Below are 21,472 nucleotides of genomic sequence, written 5' to 3'. Positions count from 1 at the left end.
TCCAGTGTCAAAACGAGCGGATGCGAGGCACTGCGTGCCGACGCGATCCGCATCGGCGCGCGTCAGCCGAGCCGGTTCAAGGCCTCGTGCGCCCGCCGACGGATCGTCGGGTTCTGGCGGTCGAGGAGGTGTCGCAGGGCCGGGCGCGCTTGGGCGGCGCGGATCCGGCGCACCGCCGAGATCGCGTGCAGCGTCACGTCATCGTCGGAGAGGAGCTCGACGAGAAGGTCGATGACGGCGCCGCGATGCGGCTTTCCGCCGATCCGGGGCAACGCGTCGACCGGCATTTGTCGGACCACACCGAACGAACGGTTCCGCACGATGCCCACGACGTCGTCGAAGACGTCAGGGCCGGCCACCGCACTGATCGCGTTGCCGGCTACCCAGCGGATCGAATCGGTCGGCACCGTGCGGAACTGGCTGACCATGAGAGATCCGGCGGCGGGTCGGGCGTCGCGGACGCTCAGCGCCCGGATGAGCCCCTCGCGGAACCGCTCCAACTCCTCGCTCGCGGCCAGCGCATCAAGGCGTTCGAGCCAGGCCATGAGGATCGGGATCGCGGCCACGTACCGCTGTCCGGTGTTGACGAGGTCCGCGACATCGCGGACGACGACACCGGCCGCCGCCAGGTCCGTGACCAGTCCCCGCTGGAGCTCCGGCGTCGGCCGGCTGACCGACGTATTGCGGCGAACCATCGCGGCAGCCAGCCGACGACTTTCGGTGCGAATGTCGGCCGGCGCCTCGTCACTCCCCGCGGTCGGCCGCGCCCCGGCAGTCGCCTGCTCCGCCTCCTCCTCGTGGTTCACCCGCAGATCGTCGCACCATGAGCCTCGCCGCCGACCAAGACTTGCGCCGCCGGGGCCAGCCTGAGCCGCGGCCGTTAGGGGTGATCGACTGCTGGGTGCGGGTCGTTCGGGTGTGGGTCTAGTTGGCGCACCTCGATGGTCATGTGCGGGAAGAACGGCAGCGTGGCCAGCAGCTGCCTCAGGTCCTGCTCGTCGGTCGCCCGCCATAGGCACACGTTTGCCCAGCCCGCGACTCCGTGCGGGCGCCAGGCCCGGACGAGTCGGCCCTCGGCCGCGAGCTCTGCCGCCCGGGCCGCCTCCCGTTGGCGGAGATCCGCGAGCTCGTCCGCGGGGATTCCCGCTGGTGGGGACACCGTCGCCTGGGTCAGGAACTCGATCATGGTGGCCTCCGTTCAGTCAAACGATTGACCCGTGACGATCCGAAGATTAGCATGATCCAGTCAAACGTTTGACCAGAGGTTGACCAAACAGAATGGTGGTCCGATGGGTAAGGCGTTCACCACGATGGCAATCACGGTCGTTGTGACGGCGGCGCTCGGTGCTGTCGCTCCGGCGGCGCGGGCCGCTCCCGGGCACGACACGCACGCGACCTCGGCCTGGCGGGACGGGGCGTTGCAGGTCGACACCGCCGGTGTTGTTTCCCGGTCCGATCTCGTGCTCGAGGCACCAGCCTGGCGTGACTACCAGAGCATGCCGTTAGGCAACGGCCGCCTCGGTGCGGCCGTCTGGGCTCAGGACGGGTTCACCGCGCAGCTCAACCGCAACGACACCTTTCCCGACCTCAAGTCCGCCGGGCGGCTCGTCGTGCCCGGGTTGTTCGACCTCGCCAGCGCCCCCAACTACAAAGGCCGGCTGAACATCGGCGACGCCGTCCTGGAGCAGAGCGGCCGCGGCATGTCCGCGCGTACCTTCGTGCGCGCCGACCGTGACCAGTTCGTCCTCGAGGTTTCCGGCGCCAAGCCCGGCAAGGAGCAGACCGCCGACCTCAACCTGTGGGACGGGCGCAAGCCCACCACGTACGCGGACGGCAAGGTCGGTGCCCTGGCCGAGACCTTCGCCGCCGGCGGCGCGGTAGCCGCACTGACCGCGGACGCCCGCGACGTGCGCGCCACCGTCGTCGACGCCGACACCGTCCGGCTGACCTTCAAGCCCAACGCCAACGGCACGTTCCGCATCGTCGTCGGTGTCCCGTCCTACACCGGCGGCGACCTCGCGGCGGCCAGCACCAGCGCCGTTGAAGGCGCCACGGACAACCGGGTCGACCGGGCCCACCTCGACTGGTGGCACGATTTCTGGCGCCAGGCCGCGCCAATGAAGATCACGTCGAAGGACGGCACCGGCGAGTACGCGGAGGCGTTGCGCGCCCAGCAGCTCTACACGACCGCCGCGACCCAGCGGAACACCCTGCCGACCGGGCAGGCGGGTGCGGCCAACATGCTCTACCCGTGGCAGGACGTGCCGGTCTCGCCGTCGACCTGGTTCCACTTCAACCTGCGCCAGCAGGTCAACGCCAACTACGGCGCCGGCACCGCGAGCTTCAACGCCCCCTACCTGAACCTCTACACGTCACACCTCGCACAGATGAAGGCCTGGACCCAGAGCCACTGGACGGGCGCCGACGGCACCTGCGTGCCGGAACTGATCAAGTACGACGGCACCCCGGACGGCTGCGTCAGCGGCCAGGCTCCAACATGGACGAACGCCATCCTCACCGGCGGCCTGGAAGTCTCGCACGACCTGTGGCGCCAGTACGAGTTTACTCAGGACACAGCCGTGCTCGACCAGGGCTACCCCCTGATGAGCGAGGTCGCCCGGTTCTACCTCTCCCAGCTCAAGGAAGGCACGGACGGCAAGCTCCACCTCGAGCACGTCAACTCGTTCGAGACCCAGTGGGACGCCACCGACCCGACGCCGGACCTCGCCGGCATGTCGGTGATGTTCCCGGTCATCGCCGACCTCGCCGCGAAACGCGGTGACGCCGACCTCGCCGGCAAGCTGCGCGCCGCGCTCACCAAACTGCCGGGCCTGCCGACCACGACCCGCAACGGCAAGCAGGTGTACGCCTGGTCGGCGAGCAACGAGCCCGCCAAGAACACCCAGAACACCGACCTGGAGCCGCTCGCGCCCTGGGGCATCACCGGCCCCGACGACGCGGTCATGCAGGACACCTTCGTCCAGCGCGGCTTCCCGTTGACCCGCGAGTGGGACGAGTCGCCGGTCTGGGCGGCCGACCTGGGCCGGGCCGACGACATGCGGCGCCTGATCGTGCAGGGCACCGCGGACCTCCAGAAGTACCCCAACGGCTTCTCCGGGCACGGCCGCAACGACGACCCCGCGTCGATCCACAACATGTACAGCTCGTGGAACGCCGTCGTCGCCAACGCCCTCCAGGACGCGCTGGTGCAGACCAACGGCGGCACCGTGCGGGTCGGCTCGGCCATCCCGGCCGGCTGGACCGTCGACGGCACCGTGGTGATCGCCGGCGGGCACCGGATCAGCACCCAGGTCAGCGGCGGCGAGGCCAACGAGGTCGGCATCGAGGCCGGCTCGACCGACACGATCCGGATCGCGAACCCCTGGCCCGGCAAGGCGATCGAGGTCGTCGACGGCCGCGGCAAGAGCGTCGTCCGCAGCACCAAGGCCGGCACCGTCGACGTCCGCGTCGACGCCGGCAAGGCGTACACCTTGCAGCGGGCCGATCGTGATTTCCGGTTCGAGCGGGTCGAGGGCAAGCCCGCCACCGCCGTCAAGCGACTGGGCACCCAGACGCTCGGCGTCGCGGCGACCGCACCGCAGATCCAGGACCCGAACGTGGCCGTTGCCGCGCCCGACAAGCTGCACGCGCTGGTGACGGCCCGGCCGGGCGTGGCGGCGTACGTCGACCGCAGTGACCAGGTCGCCTCGCTGCCGCAGGAGCTGACCGGGACGACCATGGTGCGCGGTGCCAACGGCGACGCGTCCCGCAACACCCCGAACCCCTACCTGACCGTCGACCTGGCCAAGCCCGCACCCGTGTACGTGGCGTTCGACCAGCGCGGCGAGGGCACCTGGTGGCCGTCCTGGCTCCAGGAGCAGGGCTTCACCCGCACCGACCTGACCGTCGGCAAGCGCGAGTTCGCCCGGCGCCTGGAGATCGTCGACGGCGACCGGCTGCGTGCCTCGGGCGGCGGCGCGACCCTCTCCAAGGCCGGCGCCGGCTGGGGTGACCAGGTCATCGAGGCGAAGGTCCGCCAGATCCAGGTGGGCGCGAGCGTCATGTTCCGGGCCACGGACGCCAGCAACGGGTACGTGTGGAACATCGGCGGCCCACTCGGCAGCGCCGGTGGTCTCGGCCAGCTCCGGATGAGCACCGTGGTCAACGGCAAGTCGACGCTGATCGGCTCGGTCATCCCGATCGGGCCGGGCGCCGGCAACGAGTACACGCTGCGGATCGAGGCCATCGGCAACCACCTGCGCACCTTTATCGACGGCAAGCTGGTGGACGACCGGATCGACACCACGTTCGCCGGCGGCCGCGTCGGGGTCAACCTCGGGGGCAGCGACGTCGGCGAGTACGACCGCATCACCGTCACGTCCCCGGACGGCGCACCGCTGTTCCAGGACGAGTTCACGGGTGACCTGGCGCAGTGGGACATCCCCGCGACCCGCCAGGACGTGCCGCTGGTCGTCTTCAAGAAGGACGCACCGGCAGGCAGGCTGCTCCTGGGACCCAACACGGGCATCTCGGGCCGCGGCGACTCCAGCTACCTGACCTTTATCGGCAAACCGGCCAAGTAGCGACCGGGGCCGGCCGGCGGCGACGCCGGCCGGCCCCGCCAGGGGTTTGACGTGGGCGCGACCGCCCTCTAGCCTCAGATTCAAACGATTGAACGGGGTACGGCACATGACCGAGCGCGCGCCGCGCATCGACTTCGCGGGCCGGTGGGCGCTGATCACCGGTGGAGCCGGCGGTCTCGGCTCGGCCTGTGCCCGCGCCTATCTCGCGGCCGGTGGCAACGTCGTCCTGGCCGATCTCCCGGGCGACCGCCTGGAGCGGGTCGCCGCCGAGCTGCGCGCGTTCGCCGCTGAAGCCGACGGCGAGCTGAGCTTCCTGGGCGGCGCGCCGGGCGCGGAGCTGGACGCCGCCGCCGACCTGCCGGGCGCGGCCGCGGAGCTTGGCGCCACCGCCGACCAGCCGCGCGCGGCCGCGGAGCTTGGCGCCACCGCCGACCAGCCGAGCGGCGCAGCCGAGGTCCTCGCTTCCGCCGGCGGCCGGGTCGAGGCCATCGGGGTCGATCTTGCCGACGTGGCGACCTGCCGGGAGCTGCCGCATCGGGCGCACGCGTTCGGTGGCCGGCTGGACACCCTGGTCAACGCCACCGGGATCATGCAGACCAAGCCCATGGCCGAGGTCACCGCCGACGAGTGGCAGCGGGTGATCGACATCAACCTGACCGGCGTCTTCCACACCGTGCAGGCGGCCTGCGGCCTGATGACCGAGCACGGCGGCTCCGTCGTCAGCATCGCTTCCGTCGCCGCCCGCTCGGGCCGCCCGGCGGCGCCCGCGTACGCCGCCAGCAAGACCGCGCTGCTGTCGCTGACCAAGTCCGCCGCTCTCGCGTACGCGCCGATGGTCCGGGTCAATGCCGTTTGCCCCGGGGTCTTCTTCACCGACATGTGGCGCGGGATCGTCGAGGACCGGGACCGCGAGTACGGGCCCGGTGCCGGCCAGCGCTACCTCGACGAGGTCACCGCCAAGACGCCGCTCAAACGGCTCGGCAAGGTCGAGGAGCTCGCCGACGTCGTGGCCTTCCTCGCCAGCGACCTCGCCGCCTACATCACCGGACAGGCCGTCAACGTCGACGGCGGCCTCGAGATGGACTGAACAGGGAGCACGGATGACAACCGACGACCACCTGGCCGACCTGCACGCCATGTGGCGGATCCGCGTGCTGGAGGAGAAGATCCTCGAGCTGCGCCTCGCCGGCGACGTCGTCGGCTCCGTACACCTCAGCAACGGCCAGGAGGCGGTGGCGGTCGGCGTCTGCGGCCAGCTGCGCAAGCAGGACGCCGTCTTCGCCACCTACCGCGGGCACGGGTGGGCGATGGCCCGCGGCGTCCCGGCGTACCCCATCCTCGCCGAAGTGCTGGCCCGCACGGCCGGCGTCAACGGCGGCCGGGGCGGATCGGCCCACTTCTCGGCTCCCGAGTACGGCTTCTACGGCGAGAACTCCATCGTCGGCGCCGGTGCCCCGATCGCCACCGGGGCCGCCCTGGCGAGCACGTTCGACAAGAGCGGCCGGGTCGTCGTGACCGTCTTCGGCGACGGCGCGATGAACCAGGGCGCCGTGCCCGAGGCGATGAACTTCGCCGCCGCGATGGACCTTCCCGTGATCTTCGTCTGCGAGAACAACAAGTACTCGGAGCTGACGCCGATCAACGACATGGTCCGCAACCCCGACCTGTCGGCGCGGGCGACCGCGCTGGGCATCCCCGCCACCCGGGTCGACGGCAACGATGCGGCCGAGGTCGCCGCTGCGACCGCCCTCGCGATCCAGACCGCCCGCCACGGCCTCGGACCGACCTTCATCGAGGCGCACACGCGCCGGATCGTCGGCCACTACATCGGCGACGCGCAGCAGTACCGGCCCGAGGGCGAGATCGAGGCCGACCTCGCCGCCGAGCCCATCGTCCGGCTGTCCCAGCAGCTCATCGCGTCCGGCGTCGCAGCGGACACCGTCGAGGCCACCCACCGCCGCGCCGTCGCCGAGATCGAGGAAGCCGCCCGCCGTGCCCTGGCCGCCACCGCGGCCGACCCCGCCACCGCCCTGGAGCACCTCTATGCGTGAGACCGTCAAGCTCAACTACGGCGGCGCGGTCAACGCCGCCCTGGCCCGCTCGCTCGAGGACTACCCGGAGGCGATCCTCTTCGGCGAGGACGTGGCCCTGCCCGGCGGCGTCTTCGGGGTTACCCGCGGCCTGCGCAAGGCCTTCGGCGCGCGGGTCTTCGACACCCCGATCTCCGAGACCGCGATGCTCGGCGCCGCGATCGGCTCGGCGATGATGGGCCGCCGGCCGATCGTGGAGATCATGTGGATGGACTTCATGTTCGTCGCGTTCGACCAGATCGTGAACCAGGCGTCCAACGTCCGTTACGTGTCCGAGGGCCGGCTGACCGCGCCGCTGACGATCCGCACCCAGCAGGGCAACGCGCCCGGCGCCTGCGCGCAGCACTCGCAGAACATGGAGGCGCTGCTCCTGCACGTGCCCGGCATCCGGGTGGCGATGACCTCGACACCGCAGGACGCGTACGACGTGCTGCGCTCCGCCGTCGCCTGCGACGACCCGGTGGTGGTCATCGAGAACCGCTCCCTGTACGCGGGCCCGAAGGCGGAGATCGAGATCGGTGGTGACCCTATGCCGATCGGTGGGCACCGGCTGCGCCGCCCTGGTGCGGACGTCACGGTGGTGACCTGGGGTTCCATCACGAGCCGGGTGCTGGCCGGTGCGGACCGGCTCGCCGCCGAGGGCATCGACGCCGAGGTCATCGAGGCGGTCTGGCTCAACCCGTTCGACCACGCGGCCGTTGCCGCGAGCGTGGCCCGCACCGGGCGCCTGGTCGTCGTGCACGAGGCCAACACGACGGGCGGGTTCGGTGCCGAGATCGTGGCCCGGGTCGTCGAGAGCGGCGCGTCCCTGAAGAGCCCGCCGCGCCGGATCGGTGCCCGCGACAGCCGGATCCCGGCGGCGGTGGGCCTCGCGGCCGCGGTGCTGCCGCAGGAGGACGACATCGTCGGCGGCCTACGCGCGGCGGTGGGCCGATGAACGGCATGTGGCACTTCAGCTTCACGGTCGCGGACGTCGACCGCAGCGTCGCGTTCTACCGCGACGTGCTGGGGCTGACGCTCGTGCACCAGCAGGCGCAGTCCAATGAGTACACCCGCCGCCTGGTCGGCTATCCGGACGCGGAGCTGCGGGTCGCGCAGCTCGCGATTCCCGGCCAGGACCGCACGCACTCGACGCACGACCTGGAGCTCGTGGAGTACGTCGTGCCCCGGGGCGAGCCGTTCGGCGCCGCGCGGCACCGGCCGGGTGCGGCGCATCTCGCGTTCTGCGTGGGTGACGCGCTGGCCGAGCACCGCCGGCTGACCGGGCTGGGCGTAAAGTTCGTCAGTCCACCACAGGAAATAACCGCCGGGGTGAACCGCGGCGGGTTCACATGCTATTTCCTGGACCCGGACGACATTACGCTCGAGCTCGTCCAGCCCCCGGCCCGTTGACCTGAAGGAGAAGCACCCGTGACGCGAGGCCCCCGCGCCGGCACGAAGCGCGTGACGCTGGTCGACGTGGCCGCCGCCGCCGGTGTCGACAAGGCGATCGTCTCGCGGGTGGTCAACCGCGACCCGACCCTGTTGATCCGTCCGGAGACCCGGGTACGGGTCGAGGCGGCGATCGCCGAGCTCGGCTACCGGCCGAACCTGAGCGCCCGCTCCCTGCGTACCGCCAAGACGGGGATCCTGGGCCTGGTCATCCCCGACTTCAGCAACCCGGTCTACGCCCAGATCATCGCGGGCGCCGAGACGGCGGCCGTGTCGAGCGGCAACGTCCTGGTGACGGGCTCGGCGACCGGCGCGGCCTCGCCGGCGGCCTACCTCGACCTGCTCGGCAACGGGCGGGTCGACGGGTTGCTGATCGCCGGCGGGGCACCGTCCACGCAGGAGCAGCGGATCCTCGACAGCCTCGACATCCCATGGCTGCTGGTCAACCGCCGCGACCGCAAGAGCCGCCGCTACGTCATCCTCGACGACGCGAAGTCGGCGCGCATGGCCGTCGAGCATCTCGTCGAGCTCGGCCACACCGAGATCGCGCACATCGCGGGCCCGAAGACGACGGACACGGCCCAGCGGCGACTCACCGGTTTCACGGAGGCCATGTCAGAACACGGCCTGCGTACGCCGGCGTCCCGGATCGTCGTCGGCGAGTACACGATGGATGGTGGCGCCGAGGCGGCGGCAAAGCTGATGTCGTCGCGCCGCCGCCCGACAGCCATCTACGTGGCGAACGTCGCGGCGGCGGTCGGCGTGCTGCACCAGCTGTCGGCGTTGGGGTTGTCGGTGCCGGGCGACGTGTCGGTGGTGACCACCCACGACACGGAGCTGGCGTCGCACGTGATGCCGGCCCTGACCACGGTCCGGATGCCACTGCGCGAACTGGGCGCGCGAGCGGTCCGCAGCCTCCTGGACACCCCACCGGACGCCCAGGTGGAGCTGTTGCTGGCGGACGACTTCACCCTGGTCCAGCGGGAGTCGACGGCACCGCTCTAGTGATCAAAGGCGCACGCTGGCCACGAGCGGGAACGTCGGCGTACGCGATCCGGACGCGGGCTCGATGGTCACCGCGATGCCCTGTGCCGCGGCGGTGCCGGACAGAACCCGGGTGACGGAGGTGGCTCCGACAGGCAGCATCCCGGCTGGCACCGGTCCGCCGTCGCCGGTCAGCCATAGCTGGTAGGCGTGGTCAGCGGCCGGGGCGTGGTCCGCGGTCAGCGTCACCACGGCGGCGTCGTGGCTGGCCGAGGCGACCACGGTGACCCGCCCACCTCCGTCGACGGGGCCGGAGCGGACCGTGGCGTCGGGCGCGGACAGGATCGTGTTGACGCCGTCGTTCTCGGCTCGGGCGGCCACGGTCTCGGCGCGCTGCTCGTCGACCCGATGTTCCTGGATGGCGTACGTGCCGGTGGCGGCGCCGGCGGCCACGAGGACGGCGGCGGCTGCGGTGAGCAGGTGTCGGGACACACGGCTGCGGGACCAGCCGGGCCGGGGTTTGGATCCCGGATGTTCCTGGCGGGTGTTGGCAATCTCGGCCAGTACCCGGGTCCGCAGGCCCGGCGGTGGCACAGCCCAGGATTGGTCGGCGAGCCTGGCCGCCGCCTCGCGCAGTTCCGCGACCTCGAGCGCGCAGGTGGCGCAGTCGTCGAGGTGTCGGGTGAAGGAGGCCCGTTCGGTGTCGGAGAGCGCGTCCAGGGCGTACGCGCCGGACAGTGCGTGGACGTCACTGGTCGTCATGGCCGCACCTCCACGCCGAGGCAGTCACGCAATCTGATGAGGCCGTCTCGCATCCGGCTCTTGATGGTGGGGAGGCTGACGTCGAGCATGCGGGCGACCTCGGGGTAGGTGCAGCCCTGGTAGTAGGCCAGGGTGATCGACTCGCGTTGCAGGTCGGTGAGGCCGTCGAGGCAGCGCCGGACCTGCTGGCGTTCCAGCCGGTCGTGGACCTCGTCGGCGACCTGGTCGTACGGCCGATGTTCGGCCCAGGTGGCGGCCTGTTCTTCGCGGCGGGTGGCGGACTGCTCGGACCGGACCCGGTCCACCGCTCGTCGGTGGGCGATGGTGAACACCCACGCGGTGGCGGAGCCCCGCCCCGCGCGGAAGCGGGCGGCGGTGCGCCAAATCTCGACCAGGGTCTCCTGGGCGACCTCCTCGGCCTGCGCCGGGTCCCGCAACACCCGCTTGACCAGGCCGTACACGCGAGGGGCGACCAGGTTGTAAAGCTGGACGAACGCGGCCTCGTCGCCGCGACCGACGGCGGTGAGCAGCACGTCGGCGTTGGCCGGCCGGTCGGGGGTCGGCGGGACGACCGAGAGCCGCTCGGCCCGTGACGCCTGGTCGCGTCGATGTCGTTGCATGTGGTTCCCTCGCGATCGTGTTCCACCGGGTGATTCGGAGCCGGAACGGCAACGGATGGATCCCGGTTGGCACGCATCCGTGCAGCCGGCGGCGGCTAGGTGACCGTGACTGCGACGGTGTGCCAGCCGGTGGCGCCGTTCGGGAAGGGTTCGGCCCGGTCGCCGGTCTGCACGGTTCCGGTGCGGTCGACGGCGCGGACGCGCAGTGTGTGGGATCCAGGTGCCGCCTGCCACTCGTGGGTCCACTGCACCCAGGTGTCGAGGTTCGGTTCTGGGCGCAACGTCGCCGGCTGCCAGGCGTCGTCGTCGACCTGGACCTCGACCGTCGAGATCCCGTTGCCCTGTGCCCACCCCACACCGGCGACGACGACGCGCCCCGCGCTGACGCGGGCGAACGGGCGTGGCCGGTCGATGCGGGAGCTGGTCTTGACGGGCGCCTGCGCGGCGTAGCCGCGGCGTACCCAGTAGGCGTCGAAGTCGCCAAAGGTGGACAGCTCGATATCGGTGAGCCATTTGCAGGAGCCGGCGTAGCCGTACACACCGGGGGTCAGCATCCGGGCCGGGAAGCCGTGTTCGAGGGGCAGCGGCTCGTCGTTCATGCCGACGCAGATCAGGGCGGGTTGGGTGCCGCGGGTGGTCCCCGAGTGCAGCACGGTGGCGGTGGGTGTCCCGATGGTCATGCCGTCGACCGAGCGGGCGACGATCTGGTCCGCGCCGGCCTGGACGCCGGCGCGGCGCAGCAGGTCGGCGAGGCGCACGCCGAGCCACTTGGCAGTGCCGATGTACGGGCCGCCGACCTCGTTCGAGACGCAGTTGAGCGTGACGTACTGCTCGATCATCGGCTCTTCGAGCAACTCGTCGAACGAGATCTCGAAAGGGCGATCGACCATGCCACGTACGGTCAACGTCCACCGGTCGACGTCGACGCGCGGAACCGTCAGCGCCGTGTCCACCCGGTAGAAGTCGGCGTTCGAGGTGACGAATCCCGGCTCGACGCCCTCCGGCAGCGGCGGGGCCAGTCGCGTCGGTGGCGGCAGGCGCACGTCGTCGCGGCTACGGGCGGCCGCCCGCCACGCGACCCGCGACGTTCCAGCGGCGCCGGCCGCGGCGACGCCCGCGACGGCCAGCGCGACGCCACCGACGAAGGCCCGCCGGTCGAGGAGCCTTGGCCGCTGCGCAGCTTCGGGCGGCGCACCCGGTCGCCTCAGCATGACCAGCAGCGCGGCGCTGGCAACGGCGGCGCTGACCAGGGCCGGGACGGCGTCCACGAGCGAGGCCGAAGGCCGTGTCACCGCTGCGACGACAGCGATGCCGCCGAGCACCGCCATGCCCACAAAACCCGGCCACCGCTGCCGGGCTGCGGCGAGGCCGACGAACGCGGCGACGGCGGCGAGCACGACCACGACTCCGGCGAGCAGCAGCGGCTTGTCAAAGGTGCCGGCGGTGCGGACGGCGAACTCCTTGACCCGCGCCGGTGTGGCGTCGATGGTCATGGCACCCACCGCGTACACGGGTCCGGACTCGGGGTTGCTGATGGCGGCGATCACCTGACCGGTCGACACGCCGATCGCGGCGGAGACCACACCGACATAGCACGGCCACAGTGCGGGTCGCACGGAGTCCTCCTCGGTCGAGGGAGCGCCCGGCCGTCGTGGCTCGACGGCCGGGCGCGGCGAACGGCCGGTGCTGGCCAGCGTCAGGCGGGCGGCATCAACACGCTGTCCACGATGTACACCGTCGCGTTCGCGGTCTTGACGTTGCCGCAGACCACCTTCGAGGTCCCGTTGACGCTGAAGTCGGTGCCGCTGCCCTTCACGTCGACCTGCTGACCTTCGAGCGTCGCGTGCATTCCGGACAGCTTCTCCGGCGCGAGCTGACCGCCCGGGACCACGTGATAGGTCAGAATCTGAGTCAGCTTCTCCTTGTCCGCGAGGACCGCTTCGAGGTCAGCCTTCGGAATCTTCGCGAACGCGTCGTTGGTCGGCGCGAAAACGGTGACGTTGTCGGCGCCGTTGAGCGAGTCGACCAGTCCGGCCTGCTTGACCGCGCTGACCAGCGTGGATAGCAGCGGGTTGCCGGACGCGGCGGTCGCGGCCGGCACCTGCGCCATCGCCTCGAAGCTGCCCGCGTTGGCCGGGTCCGTCGGCACCGCGGCGCAACCGGCACCGAACTCGCCGTCAGCCATAGCCGGAGCCGACGACATCGCGGCCGACGGTGCCGCCGGCGGACTCGCGGTCTGCGCGTCGTCGCCACTGCCACACGCGGCAACGCTGAAAGCGAACACCGCCACGGCGGCAACGGCGACGAACCTGGGGAGACGCATCGATAAATCCCTTCGAAGGTGCTGGTTTGCGCTAGGGATTCGGAGCCAACGTAGGCCCGGATGGGTACCAGATCCGATGTCCCCCTTCCGTGACACGGTCGGTGGCTGTTGACGCAGAGGCGCGACTCGTTCACAGTGGCGAGCGCCGATCGGGAGGTGCGGATGGCGGTCGTCGACACGGACCTGACCAGTTTGGCCACCCTGGCACGCACCGGTGATCAGGCGGCGCTCGACGAGCTTGCCGGGCGGGTGTTGCCGCTCGTTTACACCGTTGTCGCTCGCGCGCTTCCCGGTGATCCGGACCTGGACGACGTTGTGCAGGACGCGATGGTGCGGGCCGTGCGGGAGCTGCCGGCCCTGCGTGAGCCTGGGCAGTTCCGGGCCTGGCTCATGGCGATCGTGGTGCGGCAGGTCGGCACCCACCTGCATCGGCGGCGGGTGGCCGACGCCCGCTCCGCGCCGTTGGACGACGCCGACGATCTTCCGGTCGAGGATCCGACCATGCTGCACGCCGTGTTGTCCGAGCAGCGCCGGCAGGTTGCGCGGGCCTCGCGGTGGCTTGATCCTGCCGATCGGATGTTGCTGTCGCTCTGGTGGCTCGAGCAGGTCGGTCATCTCACCCGGGCCGAGTTGGCGGAGGCAATCGGGGCGCGCGGGGCGCATGTGCGGGTGCGGCTCCAGCGTATGCGGGAGCAGCTCGAGCTCAGTCGGTCCGTGGTCGCCGCCCTGGCGGCGGCGCCGCGGTGCGGCGGTCTCGACTCCGAGCGCGCCAGGTGGAACGGGACGCCCAGCCCGCTGTGGCGCAAGCGGCTCGCTCGGCACGTGCGGTCCTGTCCGGCCTGCCAGCAGGCCGGCGGTGGGCAGGTTCCCATCGAGCGGCTGCTGGACTTCGCGCTGCTGCCCGTGCCGGTGGCCGTGGCGGCCGCGGTGATCGGGGACGGGCGGCCCGTGGGTCCGGCTAGGGCGTCGTTGTTGGCCAAGGTCATGTCGGCGCTCGGCGCGCACCCCGCCGTCGCTACGTCCGCGACCGCCGGGCTGCTGGCTGTGGTCGTCGCGTTCGCCGTTCCCTGGTCGGCTGAGACGGAGGCGGCACCGCCGCCCAAGGCCGAGACCGGGACCGCGCTCCCCCTCGGCCCCGCCGCGCTGGAGGTGGCCAACCAGCCCGGGCAGTACGCGACGACGAGCCGTACCCTCGGCGTCCTGGCCAAGGTCGACGCGAGCAGCGCCGAATCCGTCCGGCGGCGGGCCACGTTCGAGGTCACGGCCGGCATCGCGGACTCTCAGTGCTCCACGCTGCGGACGCAGGACGGCGGCTACCTGCGGCACATGTCGTGGCGGCTGCGCGCCAGCCTCGACGAGGACACCGCCCTCTTCCGGGGTGACGCCACCTTCTGCGTACGACCGGGTGCGATCCCTGGCTCTGTCTCGTTGGAGTCGTCGAACTATCCCGGTTGGTTCCTGCGGCATCGCGGCGGCCAGCTGTGGGTGGACCGCGACGACGGAACGCAAACCTTCGGCGCGGACAGCTCGTTCTTCGTGCGTCCGCCATGGGCGCCGTAACAGAAAAAGAGCCACGACTTTTCGTTACGGTAGCGCTCCCAAAATAGTCCCGGCCCAGCCTCCGATACACCTCTTGAAACTTTCCGAAACCATCTGGCAACATCGGTGTCACTCGATGTGAACGGTCTATCCACCGCACCGAAAAGCGACCTTCACGCTGCCTGACGTCGAATGTGAGCGCTAACATGCGTGTGTCGAGAATGCTCCGCGCGGCCGTCGCCGTCGTCCTTATCAGTGTCGTCCTGGAACCGCAGAGCGCCGCAGCCGCCACCGTCGACACCAGCGCCTGGTACGTCCTGGTCAACCGCACCAGCGGCAAGGCCCTCGACGTCTACAACCTGGCCACCAACGACGGCGCCCGGATCACCCAGTGGGCCCGCAACGACGGCACCCAGCAGCAGTGGCAGTTCGTCGACTCCGGTGACGGCTACTACCGGCTGAAGTCGCGGCACTCCGGCAAGGTCCTCGACGTCTACAACCGGTCGACCGCCGACGCCGCCGCGATCGTGCAGTGGGCCGACGGCAACGGCACCAACCAGCAGTTCCGGCTCGCCGACTCCGACAGCGGCTACGTGCGGCTGATCGCCCGGCACAGCGGCAAAGCGGTCGAGGTGCAGAACGCGTCGACGGCCGACGGTGCCAACGTCGTGCAGTACACGGACTGGGGTGGGGCCAACCAGCAATGGCAGCTGGTGCGCACAGGGACAGGCAGCACCGGCACCTACAACAACCCCGTGGTCTGGCAGGACTTCGCCGACGGTGACATCATCCGGGTCGGTGACGCCTACTACTACTCGGCGTCCACCATGCACTACTCCCCCGGCGCACCGATCCTGCGCTCGTACGACCTGGTCAACTGGGAGTACGCCGGCCACTCGGTGCCCAGCCTCGACTTCGGGTCCAACGCCTACAACCTCAGCGGCGGCCGGGCGTACGTGAAGGGGATCTGGGCCTCGACCCTGAACTACCGCCGCAGCAACTCCACCTACTACTGGCTCGGCTGCGTCGAGTTCAACCGCACCTACGTCTACACGGCCGCGGCGGTCGACGGCACCTGGCAGAAGCGAGCACAGCTCAACACGTGCTATTACGACGCCGGGCTGCTGGTCGACGACAACGACACGATGTACGTGGCCTACGGCAACACCACCATCAGCGTGGCCCAGCTCGCAAGCGACGGGCTCAGCCAGGTCCGCGCCCAGCAGGTCTTCCAGACCCCGTCCAGTGTCGGCACCCTCGAAGGCGCCCGGTTCTACAAGCGCAACGGCAGCTACTACATCTGGCTGACCCGACCCGCCAACGGCCAGTACGTGCTCAAGTCCAACAGCCCGTTCGGCCCGTACGAGATGCGCCAGGTGCTGCTGAACATGCCCGGCCCGATCTCCGGCGGCGGCGTGCCACACCAGGGCGGGCTCGTCCAGACCCAGAACGGCGACTGGTACTACATGTCCTTCGTGGACGCCTACCCCGGCGGACGCGTGCCGGCGCTCGCGCCGATCTCGTGGAGCTCCGACGGCTGGCCCACCATCCAGACGGTCAACGGCGCCTGGGGCAGCACGTATCCCAAGCCGAACATTCCCGCGTCGGGCCGAACCGTACAACCGATGATCGGTCCGGACACGTTCGGCGCCGCGACGCTCGGCCACCGGTGGGAGTGGAACCACAACCCCGACAACAGCCGCTGGTCGGCAGGCAACGGGCTGCGGCTGCAGACCGCGACCGTCACCAACGACCTGTACGCCGCCCGCAACACGCTCACCCACCGCATCCAGGGCCCGTCCTCCACCGCGACGATCGAGCTGGACTACTCGGCCATGGCCAACGGCGACCGGGCCGGGCTCGCCATGCTGCGCGACTCGTCGGCCTGGATCGGCGTGCGGCGCGACAACGGCGCGACCAGGGTCGCCATGACCAACAACCTGACCATGAACAGCAGTTGGAACACCACGAGCACCGGTACGGAGGCGGCCAGCGCGCCGGTGTCGGGCGGCCGGATCTGGCTGCGGGTGAACGCCGACATCCGCCCCGGGTCCGGCCGCCAGGCGCGCTTCTCCTACAGCACCGACGGCAGCACGTACACGAGCCTGGGTTCCGCCTTCACGCTCAACAACGCCTGGCAGTTCTTCATGGGCTACCGGTTCGCGATGTTCAACTACGCGACCCAGGCGCTCGGCGGCGCTGTGACCGTCCGCCGCTTCGACCTCACCACCCCCTGACCAAGGACGGAGGAAGCACGATGAGACGAACCTGGTGGGCGGTCGCGGTCGCGGTGTTGCTGGCGGTCGCGCTGCCCGGAGCGGCCGCGGCCGCCAGCACCCTCGGCGCGTCCGCCGCGGAGAAGGGCCGCTACTTCGGCGCGGCCGTCGCGGCGGGCAAGCTCGGCGACAGCGCCTACACGACGATCCTGAACCGCGAGTTCGGCAGCGTCACCCCTGAGAACGAGATGAAGTGGGCGTACACCGAGCCGCAGCAGGGCAGCTTCAGCTACGGCAACGCCGACCGGATCGTCAACCACGCCCGCTCCCGCGGGATGGCGGTCCGCGGCCACACCCTGCTGTGGCACTCCCAGCAGCCGAGCTGGGCGCAGAACATGTCGGGCAGCGCGTTGCGCAACGCGATGAACAACCACGTCACCCAGGTCGCCTCCTACTACCGAGGCAAGATCCATTCCTGGGACGTGGTCAACGAGGCGTTCGCCGACGGCAGCGGCGGCGGCCGGCGCGACTCGAACCTGCAGCGCACCGGCAACGACTGGATCGAGGTGGCGTTCCGCCTCGCACGGGCGGCCGACCCGAGCGCCAAGCTCTGCTACAACGACTACAACACCGACGGCGTCAACGCGAAGTCGACCGGCATCTACAACATGGTCCGCGACTTCAGGTCCCGCGGCGTGCCGATCGACTGCGTCGGCTTCCAGTCGCACCTGACCAACTCGGCGCCGAGCGATTACCAGGCCAACCTGCAACGGTTCGCCGACCTCGGCGTCGACGTGCAGATCACCGAGCTCGACATCTCCGGGTCCAACCAGGCCAACGCGTACGCCGCCGTCACCCGCGCCTGCCTGGCCGTGAGCCGCTGCACCGGGATCACCGTCTGGGGCATCCGCGACAGCGACTCCTGGCGCACCGGCCAGAACCCGCTGCTGTTCGACGGCAACGGCAACAAGAAGGCCGCGTACGACGCAGTGCTCAACGCCCTCAACGCCGGGAGCGGGAGCGGGAGCCTGGTCGACACCAGCGCCTGGTACGTGCTCGTCAACCGCAACAGTGGCAAAGCGTTGGACGTCTACAACCTGGCCACCAACGACGGCGCCCGGATCACGCAGTGGGCCCGCAACAACGGCAACCAGCAGCAGTGGCAGTTCGTCGACTCCGGCAGCGGCTACTACCGGGTCCGATCCCGGCTGTCCGGGAAGGTCCTCGACGTCTACAACTGGTCGACCGCCGACGGCGCCGCGATCGTGCAGTGGGCCGACGGCAACGGCGCCAACCAGCAGTTCCGGGTGGCCGACTCCAGCGGCTACGTGCGGCTGGTCAGCCGGCACAGCGGGAAGGCGGTCGAGGTGCAGGGCGCCTCGACGGCCGACGGCGCCAACGTCGTGCAGTACGCCGACTGGGGCGGCGCCAACCAGCAGTGGCAGCTCGTACGAGTCGGATGAGGAGGACGTCATGAAAGTCCACAAGCGAATGCACTGGCTCGCCGCGGGCCTGGCGGCACTGCTGGTCGGTGCGATCGGCGCGACGGTGGTGGCGGCGCCTGCCGCCGCGGCGACGGTCGACACGAGCGCCTGGTACGTGCTGGTCAACCGCAACAGCGGTAAGGCTTTGGACGTCTACAACCTGGCCACGAACGACGGCGCCCGGATCGTGCAGTGGGCCCGCAACAACGGAAATCAGCAGCAGTGGCAGTTCGTGGACTCGGGCGGCGGCTACTACCGGCTGAAGTCGCGGCTGTCGGGGAAGGTGCTCGACGTCTACAACTGGTCGACGGCCAACGGCGGCGCCATCGTGCAGTGGACCGACGGCAACGGGACCAACCAGCAGTTCCGGCTCGCCGACTCCGACAGCGGCTACGTCCGGCTGGTCAGCCGGCACAGCAACAAGGTCGTGGAGGTCCAGGGCGCCTCGACCGCCGACGGCGGCAGCATCGTCCAGTACGACGACTGGAACGGCGCCAACCAGCAGTGGCAGCTCGTACGCGTCGACGGAGGCAGCACGCCTCCCCCTAGCGGCTCCTGTGGGCTTCCGTCCACGTACCGCTGGTCGTCGACCGGCGCTCTGGCGCAGCCGAAGTCGGGTTGGGTGTCGCTCAAGGACTTCACCTACGCCCCGTACAACGGCCGGCACCTGGTCTATGCCACGACGCACAACACCGGGACGGCGTGGGGCTCGATGAACTTCAGCCTCTTCTCGAACTGGTCCGACATGGGCTCGGCGACCCAGAACACGATGTCCAACGCCACGGTGGCGCCGTCGTTGTTCTACTTCGCGCCCCGGAACATCTGGGTGTTGGCGTATCAGTGGGGCGGCACCGCCTTCTCCTACCGGACGTCCAGCGACCCGACCAACGCCAATGGCTGGTCTGCGCAGCAGACGCTGTTCACCGGCAGCATCTCCAACTCCAGCACCGGGCCGATCGACCAGGCCCTGATCGGTGACAGCTCGAACATGTACCTGTTCTTCGCCGGCGACAACGGCCGGATCTACCGCGCGAGCATGCCGATCGGGAACTTCCCGGGCAGCTTCGGCTCCTCGTACACGACGATCATGACCGACTCGACGAACAACCTGTTCGAGGCGGTGCAGGTCTACAAGCTGGCCAACGAGAACCGCTACCTGATGATCGTCGAGGCGATCGGCTCGCAGGGCCGGTACTTCCGCTCGTTCACGGCCACCAGCCTCGGCGGTTCGTGGACGCCACAGGCGGCGTCGGAGAGCAACCCATTCGCCGGCAAGGTCAACAGCGGCGCCACGTGGACCAACGACATCAGCCACGGCGAGCTGATCCGCAGCAACGCCGACCAGACCATGACCGTCGACACCTGCAACCTGCAGCTGCTCTACCAGGGCCGCTCCCCGAACTCCGGCGGCGACTACGGCCTGCTTCCCTACCGGCCGGGTCTGCTGACCCTGCAGCGCTGAACGGCGCTCGCTCCTATGCCCATCACCCGTCGCGGCCTGCTCCAGGCGACGGTCCTCTCGGCCACCGGCGGCGCGGTTCTGACCGCGCCGCCGGCGGCGGTCGACGGGCGCCCCGGCCGTGCAGGACTCCGACAACAGCTGGCGGCTGGTCGCCAACGCCTGACCCGGAGGACATCATGAGGAGAGCCATCCGGCGGGTGTTGGCCGCCGCGCTGGGCGTGCTGTGCGCGTTGACGGTGGCGCCGGCGTACGCGGACAACCCCATCGTGCAGACCATCTACACCGCCGACCCCGCACCGCTGGTCCACAACGGACGCGTTTACCTGTACACCGGTCACGACGAGGACGGCTCCACCAACTTCACCATGAACGAGTGGCGCGTCTACTCCTCGGCCGACATGGTGAACTGGACCGACCACGGCTCTCCGCTCAACCTGGCCAGCTTCGCGTGGGCCGACGCCAACGCCTGGGCCGGCCACGTGATCGCCCGCAACGGCCGCTTCTACTGGTACGTGCCCGTCCGCAACCGGGCGACCGGCGGGATGGCTATCGGCGTCGCCGTCGGGGACAGCCCCACCGGGCCGTTCAGCGACGCCCTCGGCCGCCCGCTGGTGGAGAACGGCGAGATCGACCCGGCGGCGTTCGTCGACGACAACGGCCAGGCCTACCTCTACTGGGGAAATCCCCGGCTGTGGTACGTGCGGCTCAACACCGACATGACCTCGTTCTCGGGCGGCCCGACGCAGATCGCGCTGACCACGGCGGGCTTCGGCACCCGCACCGGCAACGCCAGCCGCCCGACCCTCTACGAGGAAGCGCCGTGGGTCTACAAGCGCAACGGCTTGTACTACAACGTCTTCGCGGCCCGCTGCTGCTCCGAGTTCATCGCCTACTCGACGGCCACCGGACCCACCGGCCCGTGGACCTATCGCGGGACGGTGATGCCCACGCAGGGCAACAGTTTCACGAACCATCCGGGGATCGTCGACTTCAACGGTGGCTCGTACTTCTTCTACCACAACGGGGCGCTGCCCGGTGGCGGCGGCTTCACCCGCTCGGTGGCGGTGGAACGGTTCGCCTACAACGCCGACGGCACGATTCCGACCATCACGATGACCACCTCCGGCGCGCCGCAGGTTGGCACGCTCAACCCGTACACGCGCCAGGAGGCCGAGACGATCGCCTGGACGTCGGGAGTCGAGACCGAACGGTCCAGTGAGGGCGGCATGAACGTCGGCTGGATCGACAACGGCGACTGGATCAAGGTCAAGGGGGTCGCCTTCGGCGCCGGCGCCGCGTCGTTCAGCGCGCGGGTGGCCTCCGCCGCCACCGGCGGCCAGATCGAGGTGCGCCTCGACGGCACGAGCGGCACGGTGGCCGGCCGGTGCACGGTGCCGGGCACCGGGGGTTGGCAGACCTGGACGACGGTGTCGTGCGGGGTGAGCGGCGCGACCGGGACGCGGGACCTCTACCTGCGCTTCACCGGCGGGTCGGGAGCGCTCTTCAACCTGAACTGGTGGCAGTTCAGCGGTGGCGGCAGCAGCCTTTTGGCCAACGGCACGATGGAGAGCGGGACCAGCGGATGGGCACCGTTCGGCGGTGGCACGCTGTCGACGTCGAGCGTCGTGCACAGCGGTGCGAGCTCGTTGGCGGTCACGGGCCGCACGGCGTCCTGGCAGGGTCCGAGCCAGTCGGTGACCGGTGGGCTGTCCAACGGGCGCACCTACACGACGACCGGGTGGGTGCGGGCCCAGAGCGGCACGCCGGCCGCCAAGGCCACGTTGGTGCTGACCGCGGGCGGCACGACGAGCTACGTGTCACTGACCCCGGCGACGACGGTCACCTCGTCCGGCTGGACGTTGCTGACCGGCACCGCGACCGTCGCGTGGAGCGGCACGCTGACCGCCGCAACGTTCTACGTCGAGACGACCTCGGGAACGGAGGGCTTCCTCCTGGACGACGTCACCCTGCTGTAGGG

Annotated in this window: 16 protein-coding genes and 1 pseudogene; 11 read left to right on the top strand and 6 right to left on the bottom strand. The window is 70.3% G+C overall.

Annotated elements, in window-relative coordinates:
- Positions 1-62 precede the first annotated feature (62 nt).
- Both CHC05_RS19900 and CHC05_RS19895 read right to left on the bottom strand, forming a co-directional pair.
- Positions 63-806, bottom strand: a complete 744-nt coding sequence (locus CHC05_RS19900; protein ID WP_089250960.1) for a HEAT repeat domain-containing protein — start codon at positions 804-806, stop codon at positions 63-65.
- A 74-nt stretch (positions 807-880) separates the two neighbouring features.
- Positions 881-1,186: a muconolactone Delta-isomerase family protein gene (locus CHC05_RS19895; protein ID WP_089250958.1), complete on the bottom strand. Its 306-nt coding sequence runs from the start codon at positions 1,184-1,186 to the stop codon at positions 881-883.
- Between the two features lie 103 nt (positions 1,187-1,289).
- Here CHC05_RS19895 and CHC05_RS19890 point away from each other — a divergent pair, with 103 nt between their 5' ends.
- The 6 genes from CHC05_RS19890 to CHC05_RS19865 all read left to right on the top strand — a co-directional run bounded on the left by CHC05_RS19890 (position 1,290) and on the right by CHC05_RS19865 (position 9,109).
- The gene (locus CHC05_RS19890) at positions 1,290-4,583 is read left to right on the top strand and encodes a glycosyl hydrolase family 95 catalytic domain-containing protein (RefSeq protein ID WP_089250956.1); all 3,294 of its coding nucleotides are present in this window, start codon (positions 1,290-1,292) and stop codon (positions 4,581-4,583) included.
- Between the two features lie 106 nt (positions 4,584-4,689).
- A complete protein-coding gene (locus CHC05_RS19885) occupies positions 4,690-5,670 on the top strand; it encodes an SDR family NAD(P)-dependent oxidoreductase (protein WP_089250954.1) in 981 nt (326 codons plus the stop codon).
- A gap of 13 nt (positions 5,671-5,683) precedes the next feature.
- Complete coding sequence (locus CHC05_RS19880) at positions 5,684-6,634, top strand: thiamine pyrophosphate-dependent dehydrogenase E1 component subunit alpha (RefSeq protein WP_089250952.1); 951 nt, start codon at positions 5,684-5,686, stop codon at positions 6,632-6,634.
- On the top strand, positions 6,627-7,610 hold the full coding sequence (locus CHC05_RS19875; RefSeq protein WP_089250950.1) for an alpha-ketoacid dehydrogenase subunit beta: 984 nt from the start codon (positions 6,627-6,629) through the stop codon (positions 7,608-7,610). The genes CHC05_RS19880 and CHC05_RS19875 overlap by 8 nt, the downstream gene beginning before the upstream one ends.
- Positions 7,607-8,065: a VOC family protein gene (locus CHC05_RS19870; protein WP_089250948.1), complete on the top strand. Its 459-nt coding sequence runs from the start codon at positions 7,607-7,609 to the stop codon at positions 8,063-8,065. The genes CHC05_RS19875 and CHC05_RS19870 overlap by 4 nt, the downstream gene beginning before the upstream one ends.
- 18 nt (positions 8,066-8,083) lie before the next feature.
- The gene (locus CHC05_RS19865; protein ID WP_089250946.1) at positions 8,084-9,109 is read left to right on the top strand and encodes a LacI family DNA-binding transcriptional regulator; all 1,026 of its coding nucleotides are present in this window, start codon (positions 8,084-8,086) and stop codon (positions 9,107-9,109) included.
- A gap of 3 nt (positions 9,110-9,112) precedes the next feature.
- Here CHC05_RS19865 and CHC05_RS19860 read toward each other — a convergent pair whose 3' ends face one another.
- The 4 genes from CHC05_RS19860 to CHC05_RS19845 form a co-directional block, all read right to left on the bottom strand.
- Positions 9,113-9,850 carry an anti-sigma factor gene (locus CHC05_RS19860; RefSeq protein ID WP_089250944.1) on the bottom strand — a complete coding sequence of 246 codons (738 nt, stop codon included), beginning with the start codon at positions 9,848-9,850 and terminating at the stop codon, positions 9,113-9,115.
- Positions 9,847-10,470, bottom strand: a complete 624-nt coding sequence (sigK, locus tag CHC05_RS19855; RefSeq protein WP_089250942.1) for an ECF RNA polymerase sigma factor SigK — start codon at positions 10,468-10,470, stop codon at positions 9,847-9,849. Before sigK ends, CHC05_RS19860 begins: the two co-directional genes overlap by 4 nt.
- Positions 10,471-10,565: 95 nt before the next feature.
- On the bottom strand, positions 10,566-12,086 hold the full coding sequence (locus CHC05_RS19850; RefSeq protein WP_089250940.1) for a molybdopterin-dependent oxidoreductase: 1,521 nt from the start codon (positions 12,084-12,086) through the stop codon (positions 10,566-10,568).
- Positions 12,087-12,166: 80 nt separating this feature from the next.
- On the bottom strand, positions 12,167-12,793 hold the full coding sequence (locus CHC05_RS19845) for a fasciclin domain-containing protein (protein ID WP_089250938.1): 627 nt from the start codon (positions 12,791-12,793) through the stop codon (positions 12,167-12,169).
- A 162-nt stretch (positions 12,794-12,955) separates the two neighbouring features.
- Here CHC05_RS19845 and CHC05_RS19840 point away from each other — a divergent pair, with 162 nt between their 5' ends.
- From CHC05_RS19840 to CHC05_RS19820, 5 genes and pseudogenes are all read left to right on the top strand, one after another.
- Positions 12,956-14,353 (top strand): sigma-70 family RNA polymerase sigma factor, encoded by a 1,398-nt coding sequence (locus tag CHC05_RS19840; RefSeq protein ID WP_089251085.1) that lies wholly within the window; start codon positions 12,956-12,958, stop codon positions 14,351-14,353.
- A 200-nt stretch (positions 14,354-14,553) separates the two neighbouring features.
- Positions 14,554-16,569, top strand: a complete 2,016-nt coding sequence (locus CHC05_RS19835) for a family 43 glycosylhydrolase (RefSeq protein ID WP_245871075.1) — start codon at positions 14,554-14,556, stop codon at positions 16,567-16,569.
- Between the two features lie 20 nt (positions 16,570-16,589).
- Positions 16,590-18,005, top strand: a pseudogene (locus CHC05_RS19830) (glycoside hydrolase family 10 protein); the annotation flags it as partial.
- A 16-nt stretch (positions 18,006-18,021) separates the two neighbouring features.
- Complete coding sequence (locus CHC05_RS19825; protein WP_089250932.1) at positions 18,022-19,494, top strand: non-reducing end alpha-L-arabinofuranosidase family hydrolase; 1,473 nt, start codon at positions 18,022-18,024, stop codon at positions 19,492-19,494.
- Between the two features lie 176 nt (positions 19,495-19,670).
- Positions 19,671-21,470 carry a family 43 glycosylhydrolase gene (locus tag CHC05_RS19820; RefSeq protein WP_089250930.1) on the top strand — a complete coding sequence of 600 codons (1,800 nt, stop codon included), beginning with the start codon at positions 19,671-19,673 and terminating at the stop codon, positions 21,468-21,470.
- Positions 21,471-21,472 lie beyond the last annotated feature (2 nt).

This window comes from Asanoa hainanensis (assembly GCF_900188485.1).
GTDB classification, from domain to species: Bacteria; Actinomycetota; Actinomycetes; order Mycobacteriales; family Micromonosporaceae; genus Asanoa; species Asanoa hainanensis.
This window is presented reverse-complemented; position numbering and strand designations above follow the sequence as displayed.